The sequence below is a fragment of the Bradyrhizobium sp. CB3481 genome, from assembly GCF_029714305.1.
Lineage (GTDB): Bacteria > Pseudomonadota > Alphaproteobacteria > Rhizobiales > Xanthobacteraceae > Bradyrhizobium.
In genome coordinates this window covers 6,320,356-6,339,010 of the sequence record NZ_CP121647.1, presented here as the reverse complement: position 1 = coordinate 6,339,010, position 18,655 = coordinate 6,320,356, and the positions used below count along the sequence as shown (strand labels likewise).

The window sequence follows — 18,655 nt, the reverse complement described above, 5'->3', positions numbered from 1 at the left end:
TCCTACCCAAGGAGCTGAGCCACGTGCTGGAACCAGATCACCAACGGGGCGGGAAGATAAATCCCTGCACCCAATACCAGTGCCAGATGCGCATACATCGGAATGTACGAGGCGTCGGCCGAGGCCGTGCTGCCGCGCGGCTCGCCGAACGCGACGCTGGTCAGGCGCAGCGTCAACGCGCCGAAGGCCAGCAGCAGGCCGAACACCAGCGCGATCGCAAGCAATGGCTGCCTTGCAAAGGTCGAGCTCACAACGAGGAACTCGCTCATGAAGATTCCGAGCGGCGGCAGCCCGGCGATCGCGACGACGCCCGCCACCAGCCCCCAGCCAAGCGCGGGATGGGTCACGGTGAGGCCGCGGATCCGCGAGATCCGCTGGGTGCCCTTGATCTGCGAAATGTGGCCGACGGCATAGAAGATGGCCGACTTGGTCAGGCTGTGCATCACCATGTGCAGCAGCCCGGCGAAATTGGCGAGCGGGCCGCCCATGCCGAACGCGAACACGATGATGCCCATGTGCTCGATCGAAGAGTAGGCGAACAGCCGTTTGATGTCGCGCCGCCGGTACAGCATGAACGCGGCGAAGATCAGCGAGACCAGGCCCATCGTCACCATCAACGGACCGGGCGCGATCGAGGCGGGATTGGCCGCCAGTAATATCTTGAAGCGCAGCAGTGCATAGAGCGCGACGTTCAGCAACAGGCCCGACAACACCGCCGATATCGGCGTCGGCCCTTCGGCATGCGCATCCGGCAACCAGGCGTGCAACGGCGCCAGCCCGACCTTGGTGCCGTAGCCGAGAAACAGGAATACGAAGGCGACGTTAAGCAACGCCGCGTCGAAATTCGCCGCACGCTCGACCAGCAGCGTCCACACCATGCCGTCGTGACCTTCGCCCATCACCGGGCGGGCCGCCATATAGACCAGGATGGTGCCGAACAGAGCGAGCGCAATTCCGACACTGCCCAGAATAAAATACTTCCAGGCGGCTTCGAGCGCTGCATGGGTCCGGTAGATGCCGACCATCAGCACCGTGGTCAGCGTCGCCAGTTCGACCGCCACCCACATCAGGCCGATATTGTTCGATACGAACGCCAGGTTCATGCCGAACATCATGGTCTGATACATGGCGTGATAAAAGCGCAGGTATGCCGGCGTCAGCCGGCCGGCTTCGAGCTCATGCGCGATATAGCTGGCGCTGAAGATGCTGGTGGTGAATCCCACGAAACTATTGAGCACGATGAAGACGATGTTCAGATCGTCGATCAGCACGTATGGTCCGGCGGCAGGCCGCTCGATGACGAACAACGAGAGCGCAGACAGCAATGTCGCGAGGCTCGCCACGACGTTCAGCCGCGCCGTCAGCCGGTAGCCGGGCAGGGCGGCGAGCAGCGCCGCTGAACAGATCGGAATCACGAGGACCGCCGTGACCGGATCGAAGAAGGCAAGGGTCATCGGCGTTCGCCCCTGAAATCGTCAAGCGCGGAGACATCCACCGAATCGAAGCGCTCGCGGATTCGGAACAGAAAGATGCCGATCACGATGAACGCGATCAGGATCGAGAACGCGACGCTGATCTCGACGACCAGCGGCATGCCCTTGGCGCCGGTCGCGGCCAGCACCAGGCCGTTTTCCAGCGACATGAACCCGACCACCTGGCTGACCGCATTGCGGCGCGTCACCATGACCAGAAGCCCGAGCAGCACGACCGACAGCGCGAAGGCGAGATCCTCGCGCGCCAGCGGGTCGGCGTCGCTGGTCACCCGCAACATCAGAACCAGCGAGAGCGCCACAAGTCCCATTCCGGCCAGCATGGTCGGGCCGATTCCGACCGCAGATTCGATGTCGCGGTGAATGCCGAGCTGCTTGACGATGCGGTGCAACGCCACCGGAATGATGATCGCCTTGAACACCAGGGCGATCACCGCGGTGACATAAAGATGGGGCGCATCCTGGATGAAGGCCTGCCAGGCGACCGAGAGCGATAGCACGAGGGCGTGGAGCGCGAATACATTAAGCAGCGAGTAGAGGCGGTCCTGGTACAGCATCATCAGGCTGATCAGCACCAGTCCGCCGGCCAGCGTATGCGAGACGTCGAAGGCGAGGCTGTGCAGCTGCATCAGAAGCTCCTCGAAACGAACAGCAGTAGCGTGCCGAGCAGTCCCAGCATGAAGGCGACGCCGAGGAATTGCGGGACGCGAAACACCCGCATTTTCGCCGTGGCCGTCTCAAACAGCGCGAGCAGGAAGCCGGCCAGCGCGAGCTTGACGATGTAAGCGCCGGCGCCGATGGTGTAGGACAGCGCACCACTGCCATAGAGCGCGATCTGCCATGGAAAGAAAACGCAGGCGATCAGCGAGACGTAGAGCAGCAGCTTGAGGAAGGCGCCGAGTTCGATCATCGCGAGGTGGCGTCCGGAATATTCCAGGATCATCGCCTCGTGCACCATGGTGAGTTCAAGGTGCGTCGCCGGATTGTCGACCGGAATACGCGCATTCTCCGCAATCGCCACCATGAACAGCGCGACCAGCGCCATTCCGAGCGATACCCGCAAGCCCACATAGGACGACGCAAGGAGGTGCGAGACGGTCGAAAGCTGCGTCGAGCCGGCGACCAGCGCCAAACAGAACACGATCAGCAGCATTGCGGGTTCGGCGAGCGCTGCGATCATGACTTCGCGGCTGGAGCCGATGCCGCCAAAACTGGTGCCGACGTCCATCCCCGCGAGGGCGAGAAAGAAGCGCGCGCTGCCGAGCAGCGCGACGATGGCGATGAGATCGGCGGTCCAGTTGAACAGCAGCCCGGTCGCGAAGGTCGGCACCAGGGCGGCGGCAACCCAGATCGCCGCGAAGGTGATGTAAGGCGTCACGCGGAACAGCCATGAGGCGTTCTCGGCGAGCACCACTTCCTTGCGCAGCAGCCGCAACAGATCGCGATACGGTTGAAAGACGGAGGCGCCCTGGCGGCGCAACAGCCGGGCCTTGATCTTGCGCACATAGCCGGTCAGCAGGGGGGCAAGCAGCAGCACGAGCAGCATCTGCACGCCTTGCACGATGATGTCCGAAATCACGACCATATCGCGAGCACCAGCAGCAGCGTGACGAGGGTGGCGAAGACCAGGCTGAGATATCGCCGGATAGTCAGGAATTGCAGCCGATTGAGCCGCCCGGACAGGAAGCCGACCGTGTCGGCGATCGGCGCATACATTCTGCTCCACACCAGGTCGTGCAGCTCGATTCTGAGCCGGGCCGGCCGGAGGTCTCCGGGCAGTGGCATCGTGACGTGATCGCGGGCGTGGAACACCAGCGTGCCGAACACGCGACGGATCGGCTGCGCAAAGCTGACGCTTGAATATTGCGCGGCAGGCGTGGCGTCGGAGAAACCGCATCCCCAGGCGGGCCCCCGCCGCAGTGCGTGCGAGGCGAGGCGATGAATGACATAAACGGCAAGCGATGCGGCCAGCGTGATGAACACCATCACCAGCAATCCATTGTAGGAGCTGCGGCTTTCGGCAATCGGCACGATCGAAAGCCAGGGTTGGCTCGCCTGGGCCGGCATGCGGCTGCCGAGCATCTGCGTCGCGACCGGCGCAAGCGCGTCGATCGCCAGACCCGGCAGGATTCCGGCCAGCAGGCAGAGCGCGGCGAGGATGAACATGGCCGCGAGCGAGAAGCGGTCGACTTCATGCGCGCCCGCCGCCGCCGCATGGCGCGGGCGGCCGAGAAACGTCACGCCGTAGGTCTTGACGAAACAGGCGGCAGCCAGCGCGGCAGCCAGCGCGAGCATCGCTCCGACCGCGGGCACCATGATCTTCAGCGCCCATTGCGGCAGTTCCGGACTTTGCAGCACTGCCTGGAATATCAACCACTCCGATACGAATCCGTTGAACGGCGGCAGCGCCGAGATCGCGACGCAGCCGACCAGGACGGCGAAGCTCGTCAACGGCATGCGATGGATGAGGCCGCCGAGCTTGTCCATGTTTCGCTCGCCGGTCGCGCTAAGAACGGCGCCGGCGCCGAAGAACAACAAGCTCTTGAAGAAGGAGTGATTGAGTGCGTGAAACAACGCGGCCGTGAAGGCGAGCGCAGCCGCCGCCTTCAATCCGTTGGCCTGGAATGCCATGGCAAGGCCGAGACTGACGAAGACGATGCCGATATTTTCGATGGTAGAGTAGGCCAGCAGGCGCTTCAGGTCCTTCTCCATCAGGGCATAGAGAATGCCCATGACGGCGGTGATGCTGCCGAGGAACAGCACGATTGCACTCGCCGGCCAGTTCGGCTGTCCAAGCAAATCGAACATGACGCGAATGAAGCCGTAGATCGCGACTTTGGTCATGACGCCGCTCATCAACGCGGATGCGTGGCTGGGGGCGGCGGGATGGGCCAGCGGCAGCCAGACATGCAACGGCACGAGGCCGGCCTTCGAGCCGGCGCCGAGCAGCATCAGGATCAGCACGAGCGTCGCGGAAGAGGGTGTGTGCTGCGCGGCGCGGATGGCGGCAAAACCATAGTCTCCCGCAGGTCCGGCCAGCAGGCCGAAGGCGAGCAGCAGCGCGAGCGTGCCGAAGCTTGCCATCACGAGGTAGACGTAGCCGGCCTTGGCGTTGCCCGGCTCGCGATGGTGCGCCATGACCAGGGCCCATGACGCCAGCGACATGAACTCCCAACACAAAAGATAGGAGAAGGCATCGTCGGCAAGCACCACGAGATTCAGGCCGGCCAGGAAGGCGGGGAAGAACGGCAGCACGCGATGCGGCGCAGGATCGTGATGGCCGTAGCCAAGGCCATAGAGGCTTGCTGACGCACCACCCAGGTTGATGATGATGAGGAAGAACGAGGCCAACGCGTCGAGGCGGAAGTGCGCGCCGAGCCAGGGCAATCCAACCGGCAGGACGAGCGCGGTAGCGCCTGCGCCGCCGAGGAGGCTGCGCGCCGCGCCGATCAGTGCAATCGCCGATACGGCCAATGTCGCGGCGTAGATGATGGTGGTGGCGACCTTGGACCGGCTTAGAACGATTGCCAGCACGGCGAGCCCGAGCAATCCGGCGACACAGACCATTTGCAGGGCAACGGCCGACATCATCTGCGCGTCCTCGTCCCGCTCGATGCCGTGCCTTCTGGGCGATAGCCGGAACCGGCCTTGAGCCGTACGCCGCGCCCGCCCGCATTGCTGCTCGCGCCGTCGTCGATCAATTCGATGCCGGCATCCTCGAGCGCCGTGATCAGCTTCACCAGCGAATCGACATTGCCCCGAACCATCGTCTCGCTCGCTTCCATGCGCTGGATAGTCGGCGCCGAAAGCCCCGACAGTTCGGCGAGCCGACGCTGATCGATGCCGAGAAGCACCCTGGCAGCCCGCAATTGAGCCGCAGTGATCATCGGTTGGCCTCGCCGGCGAGGCTGGGGCGGATTTCGGGGATCATTCCTGCATCATAAGTATTGATGTTCGTGTGTCAACAAATGATATCTGAAATATCTATTCTGAGGGGTTGTCCTGTGGATGATCGAAAGCCGATGGACCAGGAAGGCGTGCATCGCCGCGGCCTCGCGCGATCGGCGATGCGGCTTCGGCACTAGTTTGGACGATCGCGCCATCGCAAGTATTGCGCGCAGGACGCTAAAGAAAAATGGATTGATCCTAAGGCCGCAAGCTTTGTTGAAGGAACCGGACGCTGTCGGTGATCGATTGGGCGCGCACCGTCCCGTCAAATCCTACTGAGTAGCCGGGCGCGGCAGCAACGCATGCAGCGAAGGAGGCCGGATCGAAGGGCTTCGTCGCGCCGTCAATGAGGAACGCCGGTTCCTTGGGCCCGAGCAGAATGATCGGACACTTTTTCGTGCTGACCAAATCCGAAAAAAACCGTGCGCGGGTCACGTCGGGAACGGTCCACGCATGGTAGGCGCCGGGATAGAGTACGGTTTCGATCGGGGCGGGAGCGCCGGCGGCACGTGCGTAGGCGAGGTAAGTCTCGATCTTTGTCACCGGTAGGTTCTCATCCTTCCCGCCAAGTAGCATCAGCACCGGAGAGCCAGTATAGGCGCCCGGTTCGGCGATCACGCCAAAATTTCCGCCGGGGTAGAAAGCAACATGCGCGGCAAACCGGCCTGGCCCAGGATAGAGCGCCGACCGCAGCGCCTCAAATGCCGTCAGATGCGCGATCTCGCCGCCATACGAGAAGCCGATGATCGCAATTCGGTTGGCATCGATCCGAGGCTCGCTCGAAAGCAGCTGCAGCGCCGCATATGCATCCGCAACGCCAATCGGCAGATAGCCCGGCGATCCCTGCAGAGCAATGCCCGTCGTACCGCGGGCCGCGAAACTGTCATAGGTCAGTGTGGCGAAGCCTGCCTTGCGCAATTCGCCTGCGACATAGCCTTCGTTGCCGTCGCGATAGCCGGTGAGGGTGTGAACGACGATAACAGCGGGATAGCGATCCCTGACCTGTTCGGGAAAGCCGAGATTGGCCTTGATGGTCACCGCTGCAGTCGGAGCCTCCCGCGTCAGGATCTGGCGCATGTCGCCATAGGTGGAAGATTGGAAGGTAACGGCGGTCCTGCCGGCCGGAGAATCCAGGCAGTGTCCGGGCGCGCTTCCCAGAGCGATCATCGCCACGAGAATGGATGACGTCCGATACATGGTCGTGTTCCTTGCCTCGCTTGGCCGTCCAGTCGTTGTTCTCCGCCTTGAGTCGTTTAGCCGAATTTGACGATCATCTTGCCGAGCGCCGAACGCGACTGCATGGTCTTGAACGCCTCGCGGAAATTCTCGAACGATACGACCTTGCCGACCACGGGCTGCAATTGACCCGAGGCCAGCCAATCGAACAATTGCGCGATCAGCCGTGTATGCGTCTCCGGCTCGCGCCGCTGGATCTGCGCGAGGTCGACGCCGAGCAGCGCGCCGCCTTTGAGCAGCGGCAGGTTGAATGCCAGCGCCGGAATGGTGCCGGAGGCGAAGCCAACCACGAGATGGCGCCCGCGCCAGGCGATCGAGCGAAACGCTTGCAGCGATACCTCGCCGCCGACCGGATCGAAGATCACGTCCGGCCCGTGCCCTCCGGTCAATTCCTTCAGCGTGTCGCGCCAGTCCGGCCTGGTGTAATCGATGGTCTGATCCGCACCGTATCGGACCGCAAAGTCGCGCTTCTCCGCCGTCGAGGCCGCGGCGATCACCCGCGCGCCCATCAGCTTGCCGATCTGGATCGCGGCGATGCCGACGCCGCCGGCGGCGCCGAGCACCAGCAATATCTCGCCGGATTGTAGCGACGCACGGGCATCGAGCGCATAAAGCCCGGTGAGATAGTTGGCCTGAAACGAGGCGCCAGTCTCGAACGGCACCTGCGGCGGCAGGCTCTTGAGCGCCGCCGCCGGCACCGAGATGTATTCGGCCAGCGCGCCGGAGCGGGTCATGCCTACTACCGGCATTCCTGGCTTGAAGGTGGTGACGTCGTCGGCCACGGCATCGATGGTCCCGGCAAACTCAGTTCCCGGGATGAACGGCAGCGGGTCCTTGGTCTGGTAAAGGCCTTGCACCTTCAAGCCGTCGACGAAGCCGACCGCGGCGGCACCGACCTTGACGCGGACCTCGCCGTTAGAAACACCCGGCGTATCGATCTGCCTGATCGAAATGCCGTCGATCGCATCATAGTTCTCGACAACGACGGCCTTCATGCAAATTCTCTCATGCGTTTTCTCGTCCTGCGCCAAGGCCTTGCATCGGTGTCTTGAGGTGCTTCCCGGATTCCTGAAGTGAACTCTATTCGGCCGCCTCGGCCTGCCTGTCGATCGCCAACGCACCTTCCTTAATGAGTGTAATCAGGTCGCGGCCGATCGCCATGGTATCGTGCGGATTTTCGAAACCGCGCAGCAGGAAGGAGTGAATGCCGAGCCGGTAATATTCCAGGACCGCTGCCGCGATCTGCTCGGGCGTTCCGACCAGGCAGGACGTATTGCCGGGCGCGCCGGTGGCGCGGGCAATCCCCATCCACAGCCGCTCGTCATGAACGTCGCCGCGCGCGGCGTAGCCGAGCAGCCGCTCGGCGGAATGGTTCGTCGGCAGCGGTGCGGCGCCGGTCTTGCGCTCGACATCCGCCAAGAGGGCGTTGGCCTTGTCCCACGCCGCGCCTTCGGTATCAGCCATGATCGGCCGTAGCGACATGTTGAAGCCGACGCTGCGCCCGAAGGCCGCGGCGCGGCGGCGAAAATCCTGCACGCGCTCTCGCGTTTCCTTGAGCGGTTCGCCGAAAATCGCGAACACATCGCAATGCTTCGCCCCCATTTCCAGCGCACCCGTGGACGAACCGCCGAAGAACAGCGGCGGGTAGGGCTGCTGATACGGCTTGATGTCGGAATAGCCGCCCTCGACGCGGTAGAACTCGCCCTTGTGGTCGATCGGGCTGTCGCTGGTCCAGAGTCTTCGCATCACCTCCAGATATTCGCCGGCGCGGCGGTAGCGGTCGTTCTTGGGCAGAAAATCGCCTTCGCTCGCCTGGTCGGCGTCGCTGGTGCCGGCGATGATGTGCAGCGCCATCCGTCCTTGCGTGAGCTGATCGAAGGTTGCGACCTGGCGCGCCGCGAGCGCCGGGGCCACCGAACCCGGCCGGTGCGCGATCAGGAACTTGATCCGCTCGGTGTGGTCGGCGGCATAAAGCGCAATCACAAATCCTTCGGCGGCGGAAGCGTAATAGCCGACAAGGACGGCGTCGTAGTTCCACTGCTCGTGCAGGCGGGTGAAATCAATCACCCATTGCCGCGAGATCTGTCCCTTTATCAGGTGAACCGCGACACCCTCCTGCTGGGTGCCGATCATTCCGATGATTCTGGCGGGCATCGCTGTTCCCCGAGATCTCTTTTGTGTTGAAACGATGAAACGCGGAACAAGGCGGGAATGCAAGCAAACCGATCGAATAGCGGATTGCGCTCAGTGAATTGCTGCGCTGCATCAGGTAGGGGACCCATCGGTCGAAGGCAGCGTTAGCGCCGGATCGTGCGCTACGCAGTGGGAATTGCATGGACGATTTTCTGTCATGGTTGGAACAGGTGTTCGGCTGGGTGCCGCAATGGCTGGTCGGTCTCGGTCTGGTCGTCGGCGCCATCGTCGTGGCGCTGTTCGCTCACGGCCTTGCCGCACGGATCATCAAGCGCGCGATCGGGGAACGCTGGCCGGCGGTGGCGCTGCTGCTGCAGAGGATCGCAGGTCCGGCGCGGTTGGCGCTGTGTCTGATGGCGGTGGCGCTGGTGCTGCCGGCTGCGCCGCTGAACGACGTGCTGCGCGAGCAGCTCCGGCACTTCTTCATCGTCGCCGTCATCGCGCTGATCGGATGGATCACCGTCCGCGCCGTCGACATGGGCGCCGCGCGTTACCTGCAGCGCTTTCGCCTCGACACCGACGAGAATTTTCTCGCCCGCAAGCATGTGACCCAGGTTCGCGTCTTCAAGCGGGTGATCGATACACTGGTCGTCATCATTGCGATTTCGACCGCCCTAATGACCTTCGAGTCCGTGAAGCAATACGGCGTCAGCCTGTTCGCCTCCGCCGGTGCGGCCGGCCTGATCGTCGGTCTGGCTGCCCGGCCGCTCCTGAGCAACCTCATTGCCGGCGTGCAGATCGCGATCACCCAGCCGATCCGGATCGAGGACGCCGTCATCATCGAGAACGAATGGGGATGGGTCGAGGACATAGCCTCGACCTACGTTGTGGTTCGCCTGTGGGACTGGCGGCGGATGGTGGTTCCGCTGTCGTACTTCATCGAACGTCCGTTCCAGAACTGGACTCGCGACACCCAGTCGTTGATCGGCGCCATCGTCCTTCACGTCGACTACTGCACCGATGTCTCGCGCATCCGGCAGCGGCTGGAGGAGGCGGTCCGCGAGTCCAAATTGTGGGACGGCGCGGTGGTTAACCTCCAGGTAATCGAATCCAGCCCGCGATCGATCGAGCTTCGGGCGCTGGTCAGCGCGAGGAGTGCGCCGCAGTCCTGGGATCTCCGCTGCGAGATCAGGGAGAAGCTGCTCGCCTTCATTCGCGAAGAGATGCCCGAGGCCTTCCCGCGCGAACGCGCCCTGATATCGCCGCCGCTCGCCGATTTCGAAGGCACTTTCGAGCATCGCGATGCGCAGTCGCGGCCGGTGCCCGCGCGGACTCATAGCTGAGTACGGGGCAGTCCACCCATACGCAATCGCAGAATGGGTTCTTTGAACCCAATTGCGTATGGGTGGACGCCCCACGGATGATCGGTGCAGCACGTCGCGGGGCGTCTGCTCCGCGGTACTAGACGATGCCATGCTGCTTTAGAAGCGCCTGCTCATCGCCCGAGATCCAGCCGAAGACCTTTGCGTCGCCATCCAGCTTCTGGACCAGGTAGTGAACATCGAAATCTATAGTTGTGTCATCCTGATCCTTGCGAGCGTAAGTCGCGGCCCAAGAGACGTGGGCCACGCAGTGATGCTCGTCGATCGGTGAGAGACGAATATGACGAACCTGCATCCCTTTGGTCCCGATCGCGCGATAGTGCGCGTATCCTTGTGCCATGATCTGCTTTAGCTGATCGTCGTTCTTCCCGGTCATAACCCCGGCAGGCGAGGCCGCAATAAAATCCGAGGCATACAACGACGCGACCTCATCCAAGTCCGAGTTCCCGTAGAGGGACCGTCTGAAAAAGCTCTCGTATCGCTCGAATAGCTTCCTTACAGCGTTCTCCATCGATCGCCTTTCCCGGGTTGAAATCTGGCGTCTCCAACAACACCGTTCCAGGGCAATTCGGTCCATGCTGCTCCAACTCAGCCCCGACGGGGCCGGATTCGGCTTGCTTCCGATTGTTCCGGCTGTAATGGATACGGCTGAGCCAAGTCCTTGTACCTGCATCCAGAAGAAGAGATCGATGAGCCAACTGATTGTCCGTGCCGGTGAATTCACGTTCGAGGCCCGTTTCGAGGAGCAACTGGCACCGAAGACGGTCGCTGCCTTCCGCAAGGCGATGCCGTTCGAGAGCCAGGCGATCCATGTTCGCTGGAGCGGCGAGGGCGTCTGGATGCCGCTCGGCGATCTCGATTTCGGGGTGTCCTATGAGAACCACACCAGCTATCCCGCGCCCGGCCAGATCATCCTCTATCCCGGCGGCATCAGCGAGACGGAAATCCTGCTCGCCTATGGCGGGGTGCATTTCGCCAGCAAGATGGGCCAGCTCGCCGGCAATCACTTCATCACTCTGACCTCGGGACTCGAGAACCTGACCGCGTTCGGCAAGACCGTGCTGTGGAAGGGTGCGCAGAAAATCCGCTTCGAGGAGGTCTGAACCATGGCCGCGCCCGTTTATCCGCGCGACTTCCGCGGCTACGGGCGCAACCCGCCCGATCCGAACTGGCCTGATAAAGCGCGGGTCGCCGTGCAATTCGTGGTGAATTTCGAGGAGGGCGGCGAGAACAACGTCCTCGATGGCGACCGCGCCTCGGAAGCCTTTCTGTCCGACGTGCTGGGCGCGCAACCTTGGCCCGGGCAGCGCCACGCCAATATCGAATCGATGTTCGAATATGGCTCGCGCGCCGGCTTCTGGCGGCTGTGGCGGATGTTCACCGCGCGCAACATGCCGGCCACCGTGTTCGGCGTCGCCAAGGCGCTGCAGCGCAATCCGGATGTAGTTGCGGCGATGAAAGAGGCCGACTGGGACATCGCCAGCCATAGCCTGCGGTGGATCGAGCACAAGGACATGTCGGAGAGCGAGGAGCGGACCGAGATCGCGGCCGCGATCCGCGTCCACACCGAGGCGACTGGCGCCCGTCCGCTCGGCTGGTATACCGGGCGCTCCTCGATCAACACGATGCGGCTTCTGATGGAAGCCGGCGGATTGCTTTATCTCTGCGATTCCTACGCCGACGACCTGCCATACTGGATCAAGTCGCGCGGCTCGAAGCCGCACCTCGTCATTCCCTATACGCTCGATGCCAACGACATGCGCTTCATCAACCCGCAGGGCTTCGGCGGCGGGGACGAATTCTTCACCTATCTCAAGGACAGCTTTGACGTTCTTTACAGGGAAGGCGAGACCGCGCCGAAGATGATGTCGGTCGGCCTGCATTGCCGGGTCGTCGGCCGACCGGGCCGGGCGGCGTCGCTGATGCGCTTCCTCGACTACATCGGACAGCACGAGCGCGTCTGGGTGCCGACGCGGCTGCAGATCGCGCAGCACTGGCACGCCAATCTCGCCCATCTCGCTGATGATGCCTTCGATATTGGATAGGCGGGCGGCGATGCCAAGACAGCTTTCCGAGCTAAATCATTGCAGCAAGGATGATTTCGTCGCCGCGCTGGCCAACATTTTCGAGCATTCGCCGTGGGTGGCCGAGGCGGCGGCGGCGCTGCGGCCATTCACCGGCATCGCCGCGCTGTTCGCGGCCATGACGGCGGCGGTCGACAGCGCGCCGGATGAGGCGCAGCTGAAGCTGATCAAGGCACATCCTGATCTTGCCAACAAGACCCAGCGTGCCGCCGGCCTCACGGCGGAATCCGGCGCCGAGCAGGACAGTGTCGGGCTCGATCGGTTGTCGGATGCCGAATACGAAGCGTTCGAGCGCGCCAACACCGCCTATCGCACCAAGTTTGACTTTCCCTATATCGTCTGCGTCCGCCGCCATACCCGCGATTCCATCCTGCGCGATTTCGCTCGCCGTCTGCCGAACGATGCGAAGGCGGAAATCCGAACGTCGATCGCGGAAATCTGCCGGATCGCGGCGCTGCGCCTCGACCAGTCCATTGTGTCCGACGACAGGCTGCCGGTGCATGGCCGCCTGTCGACCCACGTGCTGGATACGCATGCCGGCCGGCCGGCGGCAGGCATTTCGATCGAGCTCACCGAGCTTTCCGATCTCGGACAATCCCGCGTGGTGGCGCGCGCCACGACCAACAGCGACGGCCGCACCGATCAGCCCTTGATCGGCGGCCGGCCGGTGCCGATCGGCCGCTACGAACTGATGTTTAGCGTCGGCGACTATTTTGCGGGACGCGGCGTGCCGATGTCGGATCCTCCGTTCCTCGATAGGATTCCGCTGCGCTTTTCGGTGAGCGAGCCGGAAGGCCATCTCCACGTGCCGCTCTTGGTGACACCGTGGAGCTACGCGACCTATCGCGGGAGCTAGGGAATTGTAGGGTGGGCAAAGCGCAGCGTGCCCACCATCAAGCCGTGTGCTCGGTGATCGATGGTGGGCACGTCGCTTGCGCTCCTTTGCCCACCCTACAGCACTTAATGCGTCGCCGTTGCCGCGGCCGTCGCGGCGCCAGTTTCCGCCGCGGCCTTGCTGCCGATGCCGTTGAAGAAGGCGTTCAGCGTCACGGCGACCAGCGCGCTGAGTAGGATGCCGGATTCGAGCAACGGGTGCAGGTCGTGCGGCAACTGCTTGAAGAAGTTCGGCGATACCAAGGGGATCATGCCGAAGCCGACCGAAATCGCCACCACGAACAGATTGTAGCGGTTGTTCCTGAAGTCGACATTGGTCAGGATGCGCGCGCCGGTGGCGGCCACCATGCCGAACATCACGAGGCCGGCGCCGCCCAGCACCACCAACGGCACGGCCTCGACCAGCGCCGCCATCTTCGGCACCAGCCCGAGCAGCAGCAGGATCCCGCCGCCGGCGATCGTCACCCAGCGCGAGCGCACCCCGGTGACGCCGACAAGCCCGACATTCTGCGAGAACGAGGTGTAGGGAAAGGTGTTGAACAGCCCGCCCAGGAGCGTGCCGACGCCGTCGGCACGCAAGCCGCGGGTCAGCGCGTCGCGGTCGACGGTCTTGCCGGTGATCTCGCCGAGCGCCAGGAACATGCCAAGCGATTCGATCATCACCACGATCATCACGATGCACATGGTGATGATCGGAACCAGCTGGAATTTGGGCGCGCCGAAATGCAGCGGCAGCACAATCGCGACCCACGGCGCGGCGGCGACCTTCTCGAAGTGCATGACGCCGAGCACGGTAGCGAGGATGGCGCCGGCCACGATGCCGAGCAGCACTGCGACGTTTGAAATGAATCCGGAGCCCCATTTGATCAGGCCGAGGATGACCAGCAGCACGAACAGCGCAATCCCGAGCCCTTGCAACTGACCGTAAGCGGGATTGGGGAATGCGCCCGGCACGCCATCGACGACCTTGGTCAAGGTCGGCAGGCCGCCGCCGGCCCAGTTGATGCCGACCCGCATCAAGGAGATGCCGATCACCAGGATGATGGTCCCGGTCACGACCGGCGGAAACAACGGCAGCAGCCGGCTCACGAAGGGCGCGACGACGACGGCAAACAGCCCAGCCGCGATCACCGAGCCGTAAATGCCGAGCAGGCCGATATCGGGCGACGCCGCCATCGCCAGCATCGGGCTGACCGAGGCAAAGGTAACGCCCATCATCACCGGCAGCCGGATACCGACCCCGGGAAAGCCGAGACATTGCACCAGCGTCGCTATCCCGCAGGCGAACAGGTCGGCGCTGATCAGGAAGGCGACGTCCTCCGGCGGCAGCTTCAGGGCACGGCCGATGATCAGGGGCACGGCGACCGCGCCGGCATACATCACCAGCACATGTTGCAGGCCGAGCGCCAGCAAGCGCGGCGCCGGCAATATCTCGTCGACCGGATGGATTTGGCTGCTCATATTCGGAGTCCCCCTGGTGCAGGTTTTCAGACCTGTCTGAACCGATACAAGGCTCGTGCCAGAAGCGTTTCCCCGGACCTTGCCCTCTGGCACGAAGGTTGCTCAAAATTGGAACCATAGCGGGCGATTATGATCCCCGCAAATTCCGATTGAACGGGAGATGGTCGGATGCCGCTGATCAAGAACCGCTACGGGAAGGGCCGCGTCAGGGTCATGCGGATCCACCGCGATGGCGACCGCCACGAGGTCAGCCAGCTCAATATTAAGGCAATGATCGAAGGTGACTTCGCACGCGCCTATACCCACGCCGACAATTCGACCTCGGTGGCAACTGATACGATCAAGAACATCGTCAACGTGGTTGCGCGCGAGAATACCGGCCTCTGCACTGAAGAATTCTGCCAGGTGCTGGCCAGGCGATATCTCGATACCTATTCGCAGATCGCCTCGGTTGCGATCACGGCGCACGAGACCAAATGGAGCCGGCTCAGTTTCGGCGGCAAGCCGCATCCGCACAGCTTCGTGCTCGACAGCAACGGCAAGCCGTTCGTCGAGGCCACGATCGCCCGCGGTGGCCCGATGGCACTGACATCAGGTATCGATGGCTTCACCTTCATGAAGTCGACCCAATCAGGCTGGGAGAATTATCCCAGGGACCGCTACACCACGCTGCCGGAGACCGCCGACCGGATGTGCGCCACCAGCATGGTCGCGTCCTGGAAATGGTCGGGCAAGCCATCGAGCTATCCGGCGGCCAATACGAAGATCCTCGATACCGTGTTAGAGGTGTTCGCCACCACCTACAGCATGAGCGTGCAGGACAGCCTCTATCGGATGGGCGAGGCGGCGCTGGCGGCCGTGCCCGAGATCGCGGAAATCAGCATGGCCTGTCCCAACATGCATTTCATCCCGATGAACCTGTCGGCCTTTGGCCTCGATAACAACAACGACGTCTTCCTGCCGACCGACGAGCCCCACGGCCAGATTGAGTGCACGGTGGGAAGGGGCTAAAAGGCACCCACAATCTCAGGCGCCGATTGCGCGTTGTTGGATCAGCATGAACGAGACACAGACGGCAGGCAGCGGGGCCGCACGATCGCCGCTCGGCGATCAAATCGTAAGCCGCATCAACCAGCTCGGAGCCATCTCTGAGACTTCAGAGCATCTGGCGCGGATATTCCTGTCGCCCGAGCATCGCATCGCCGCGGATCTCCTGATGGACTGGATGAAGGACGCCGGCATGGCCGCGCATCTCGACGCCATCGGCAATGTCTGCGGCCGCTACGAGGGCGACCGTCCCGGACTGCCGTGCCTGATGCTGGGCTCGCATTACGACACCGTGCGCGACGCCGGCAAATGGGACGGCCCGCTCGGGGTGATCACGGCAATCGCCTGTGTCGCTGATCTGAATCGGCGCGGCGTGCGACTGCCGTTTGCGATCGAAATCGCCGGTTTCGCCGACGAGGAGGGCGTGCGTTTCGCTTCGACACTGCTCGGCAGCCGGGCCATCGCTGGCACATTTGACCAAAGCGTGCTCGACGCGCGCGATGCGAACGGTCTCACCATGCGCGAGGCGATGGTGCAGTTCGGCCTCGACCCCGGCGGCAGCGGCGCGGCGGCCCGCAAGCGCGGCGAGTTGCACGCCTATGTCGAACTGCATATCGAGCAGGGCCCGGTGCTGGAACAGCAGAACCTTCCGGTCGGCGTGGTGACCGCGATATCGGGCGCGACGCGGCTGGCGGCAACCCTCAGCGGCATGGCCGGCCATGCCGGCACGGTGCCGATGGCGCTGCGGCGCGACGCGCTGGCGGGCGCCGCCGAATGCATCGTCGCGGTCGAGCAGTTCTGCACAGCGGATGGGGCGGGCCTGGTCGGCACCGTGGGGGTCATCAACGCGATGCCCGGCGCCACCAACGTGATCCCCGGTCGCGTCTTCTTCACCCTGGATATTCGTGCGCCTGAGGATCAGCACCGCAAGCAGGCTGTCGCCGCGATCGTGCAGCGGATCGAGGCGATCGCGGAACTACGAGACTTGTCATTGCAGATCGACGTCACTCACGAAAATCGTACCGTGCCTTGCGCGCCCTGGCTGAAAGCGCAAATGGCGGAAGCGGTTGCCAGCGAAGGCTGCGGCGTCTTCGAACTGCCGAGCGGGGCGGGGCATGACGGCATGGCGATGATCGACGTATCAGACGTCGCCATGCTGTTCGTGCGCTGCCGCGGCGGCATCAGCCATAACCCGGCCGAGCATGTCGAACCCGCCGACGCCGACGCCGGCGCGCGGGTGCTGCTGCGGTTCATCGAGAATTTCAGACCGCTGGAGGCGGCAAGAGTCTGATTGTCACCGGTCCCCAAGATTTGCGCCGCGGGCCAGTGCGGCTGCGGTCTCAAGCCCGACGCGGCGCACCAGCGGGTCGGCGTGGCGGTGCACCAGCCACCATTGCCCGCCCTGCCTGCGATAGACCTGCGTCACCCGGAGTGACCAGTCCTGGTCCGGCAAACCACCGACTTCGCCGTGTTCGCGCTCGATCATCGCAAGAACGACCAGATCGTCCGACACATAGGACTGAACGAGCTCTAGCTTGGCATCGCCATTCCTGAAGTAGCTGGCGAGCTGCGCCAGCCGCTCGGGACTCATGTCGAAGCCTCGGCTGGCCTCGCCGCCAAATGGCTGCATCAGCGTAAAGTCTCCTGCGATGTGCACGAGGCCGGACCAGGTGTCCATGTCGCCGCGCATGAAAGCCGACGCCTGGGCCTCGGTCCTCCTGATGAGATCGGCAAGTTCCTGCTCCGAATGCGCCGTCGTTGCGTGCTGGGCCGCGCTGGCCGACAGCGGCATGGCAAGTGCGGCCTTCAAAGCCAATCGCTTCCACATGCTCGATTTGAACATCTCGGTATCTTTCTGTTCAGGTTGGGCCGGAAAACTGACCGGCGGGTGCCTCCAAATCCCATTTCAATCATGCTGAATCCAGTGATATGATTTCAGCATTATGATGAACCAGATTGATCTCTCCCGGATCGACCTGAACCTGCTCGTCTTGTTCGAGGTCGTCTTTCAGGAGCGGCATGTCGGCCGCTCGGCGGAGCGGCTGCATCTTTCGCCCTCCGCCATCAGCCATGGCCTTGGCCGCCTGCGAACGCTGCTCGGCGATCCCTTGTTTCTCAAGACCCCGAAAGGAGTGGTCCCGACCGAGCGCGCCCATCAACTCGCCGCGTCGGTAGCGGACATTCTCGCCCGTATCCGCGGTGTCGTTTCCACCGCCACTCCGTTTGATCCGAGACATTCGAAACGCCGCTTCGTGATCGGCGCGCCGGATGGCGTGTCGTCGGTCGTCCTGCCTTCGCTGCTGGAGAAGCTGCGGGACGTGGCGCCGGGCGTCGACCTCGGCGTCCGTCAGCTGTTGCCGGCGCAAGACTCCGTGGATCTGCACCTTGCATGGAAGGCCGCGCTGCAGGAGCTCGAAGACCGGACAATGGATATTGCGATCATCCCGCTCGATGATCTTCCTGCCCGCTTCCATAAGCAGAAGCTTTACGAGGAGGAGTTCGTCATTGCCGCACGCAAAGGCCATTTGTTCCAGCGCAACCCGACTCTCAAACGATATTGCGAGATCGAACATCTCGTTGTCTCGCACACCGGTGATGTCTCGGGGTTTGTGGATGTCGAACTCGCGAAGAAGAACCTGGCGCGGCGGGTTATTCTGACCGTACCTAGTTTCAGTTTCGCACTTTCGGTGCTGGCAGAAACCGAGATGGTCTCGGCGTTGCCGCGCCGGTTCGTCGAAATCCATGGCGCCCGCTTCAATGTCGTGGCCGTCAAGGCGCCGCTGCCGCTGCCGCGCTTTTCGATCAACATCGTCCTTCCGAAAGTGGCGATGATGGATGCCGGCCTTGCCTGGCTGGTCCAGTTGTTAGGGCAGGTACGAACGGGCAACGACCGATCGAGCGTTCTGCGATCGGGCGGCCAGCGCAATCGCAGCATGCATAGCGAATGAGCAACTGCCTGCTTGCGGTGCGTTCGATGAGA

Annotated in this window: 18 protein-coding genes; 7 read left to right on the top strand and 11 right to left on the bottom strand. The window is 63.2% G+C overall.

The features are described from left to right. Nucleotides 1-2 precede the first annotated feature (2 nt). The 8 genes from QA643_RS30775 to QA643_RS30740 all read right to left on the bottom strand — a co-directional run bounded on the left by QA643_RS30775 (nt 3) and on the right by QA643_RS30740 (nt 8,828). Nucleotides 3-1,454 (bottom strand): hydrogenase 4 subunit F, encoded by a 1,452-nt coding sequence (locus QA643_RS30775; protein WP_283029418.1) that lies wholly within the window; start codon nt 1,452-1,454, stop codon nt 3-5. Further along, the gene (locus QA643_RS30770) at nt 1,451-2,119 is read right to left on the bottom strand and encodes a hydrogenase-4 component E (RefSeq protein ID WP_283029417.1); all 669 of its coding nucleotides are present in this window, start codon (nt 2,117-2,119) and stop codon (nt 1,451-1,453) included. Before QA643_RS30770 ends, QA643_RS30775 begins: the two co-directional genes overlap by 4 nt. Beyond that, a complete protein-coding gene (locus QA643_RS30765) occupies nt 2,119-3,075 on the bottom strand; it encodes an NADH-quinone oxidoreductase subunit H (RefSeq protein WP_283029416.1) in 957 nt (318 codons plus the stop codon). Before QA643_RS30765 ends, QA643_RS30770 begins: the two co-directional genes overlap by 1 nt. Next, complete coding sequence (gene hyfB, locus QA643_RS30760; RefSeq protein ID WP_283034979.1) at nt 3,066-5,078, bottom strand: hydrogenase 4 subunit B; 2,013 nt, start codon at nt 5,076-5,078, stop codon at nt 3,066-3,068. The genes QA643_RS30765 and hyfB overlap by 10 nt, the downstream gene beginning before the upstream one ends. Then, nucleotides 5,078-5,377: a helix-turn-helix transcriptional regulator gene (locus QA643_RS30755; RefSeq protein ID WP_283029415.1), complete on the bottom strand. Its 300-nt coding sequence runs from the start codon at nt 5,375-5,377 to the stop codon at nt 5,078-5,080. The genes hyfB and QA643_RS30755 overlap by 1 nt, the downstream gene beginning before the upstream one ends. A 259-nt stretch (nt 5,378-5,636) precedes the next feature. After that, complete coding sequence (locus tag QA643_RS30750; RefSeq protein WP_283034978.1) at nt 5,637-6,605, bottom strand: dienelactone hydrolase family protein; 969 nt, start codon at nt 6,603-6,605, stop codon at nt 5,637-5,639. An 86-nt stretch (nt 6,606-6,691) separates the two neighbouring features. Next, nucleotides 6,692-7,669, bottom strand: a complete 978-nt coding sequence (locus QA643_RS30745; protein WP_283029414.1) for an NADPH:quinone oxidoreductase family protein — start codon at nt 7,667-7,669, stop codon at nt 6,692-6,694. A gap of 85 nt (nt 7,670-7,754) precedes the next feature. Further along, nucleotides 7,755-8,828, bottom strand: a complete 1,074-nt coding sequence (locus tag QA643_RS30740; RefSeq protein WP_283029413.1) for an LLM class flavin-dependent oxidoreductase — start codon at nt 8,826-8,828, stop codon at nt 7,755-7,757. Between the two features lie 179 nt (nt 8,829-9,007). Between QA643_RS30740 and QA643_RS30735 the strand changes: the two genes are divergently transcribed. After that, nucleotides 9,008-10,150, top strand: a complete 1,143-nt coding sequence (locus QA643_RS30735) for a mechanosensitive ion channel family protein (protein ID WP_283029412.1) — start codon at nt 9,008-9,010, stop codon at nt 10,148-10,150. 118 nt (nt 10,151-10,268) lie between these two features. Here the strand turns inward: QA643_RS30735 and QA643_RS30730 are convergent, their stop codons facing one another. After that, nucleotides 10,269-10,700: a nuclear transport factor 2 family protein gene (locus tag QA643_RS30730; protein ID WP_283029411.1), complete on the bottom strand. Its 432-nt coding sequence runs from the start codon at nt 10,698-10,700 to the stop codon at nt 10,269-10,271. 178 nt (nt 10,701-10,878) lie between these two features. On the opposite strand from QA643_RS30730, the gene QA643_RS30725 reads away from it, so the two are divergent. From QA643_RS30725 to uraD, 3 genes are read left to right on the top strand one after another with little or no spacing between them, the layout of a single operon-like run. Next, on the top strand, nt 10,879-11,292 hold the full coding sequence (locus QA643_RS30725; RefSeq protein ID WP_057833489.1) for a DUF3830 family protein: 414 nt from the start codon (nt 10,879-10,881) through the stop codon (nt 11,290-11,292). Between the two features lie 3 nt (nt 11,293-11,295). Then, complete coding sequence (gene puuE, locus QA643_RS30720) at nt 11,296-12,234, top strand: allantoinase PuuE (RefSeq protein WP_283029410.1); 939 nt, start codon at nt 11,296-11,298, stop codon at nt 12,232-12,234. Between the two features lie 10 nt (nt 12,235-12,244). Further along, nucleotides 12,245-13,129, top strand: coding sequence for a 2-oxo-4-hydroxy-4-carboxy-5-ureidoimidazoline decarboxylase (gene uraD, locus QA643_RS30715; RefSeq protein ID WP_283029409.1), 885 nt, complete (start codon nt 12,245-12,247; stop codon nt 13,127-13,129). Nucleotides 13,130-13,233: 104 nt separating this feature from the next. On the opposite strand, the gene QA643_RS30710 is transcribed toward uraD, so the two are convergent. Then, nucleotides 13,234-14,628, bottom strand: a complete 1,395-nt coding sequence (locus tag QA643_RS30710; protein WP_283029408.1) for a nucleobase:cation symporter-2 family protein — start codon at nt 14,626-14,628, stop codon at nt 13,234-13,236. A gap of 168 nt (nt 14,629-14,796) precedes the next feature. Between QA643_RS30710 and pucL the strand changes: the two genes are divergently transcribed. Further along, nucleotides 14,797-15,639 carry a factor-independent urate hydroxylase gene (gene pucL, locus QA643_RS30705; protein WP_283029407.1) on the top strand — a complete coding sequence of 281 codons (843 nt, stop codon included), beginning with the start codon at nt 14,797-14,799 and terminating at the stop codon, nt 15,637-15,639. A gap of 46 nt (nt 15,640-15,685) precedes the next feature. After that, nucleotides 15,686-16,966: an allantoate amidohydrolase gene (locus QA643_RS30700; RefSeq protein WP_283029406.1), complete on the top strand. Its 1,281-nt coding sequence runs from the start codon at nt 15,686-15,688 to the stop codon at nt 16,964-16,966. A gap of 3 nt (nt 16,967-16,969) precedes the next feature. Here QA643_RS30700 and QA643_RS30695 read toward each other — a convergent pair whose 3' ends face one another. Continuing rightward, entirely contained in the window at nt 16,970-17,518 is a 549-nt protein-coding gene (locus tag QA643_RS30695) for a nuclear transport factor 2 family protein (protein WP_283029405.1), read from the bottom strand. A 100-nt stretch (nt 17,519-17,618) separates the two neighbouring features. Here QA643_RS30695 and QA643_RS30690 point away from each other — a divergent pair, with 100 nt between their 5' ends. Next, nucleotides 17,619-18,623, top strand: coding sequence for a LysR family transcriptional regulator (locus tag QA643_RS30690; RefSeq protein WP_283029404.1), 1,005 nt, complete (start codon nt 17,619-17,621; stop codon nt 18,621-18,623). Nucleotides 18,624-18,655 lie beyond the last annotated feature (32 nt).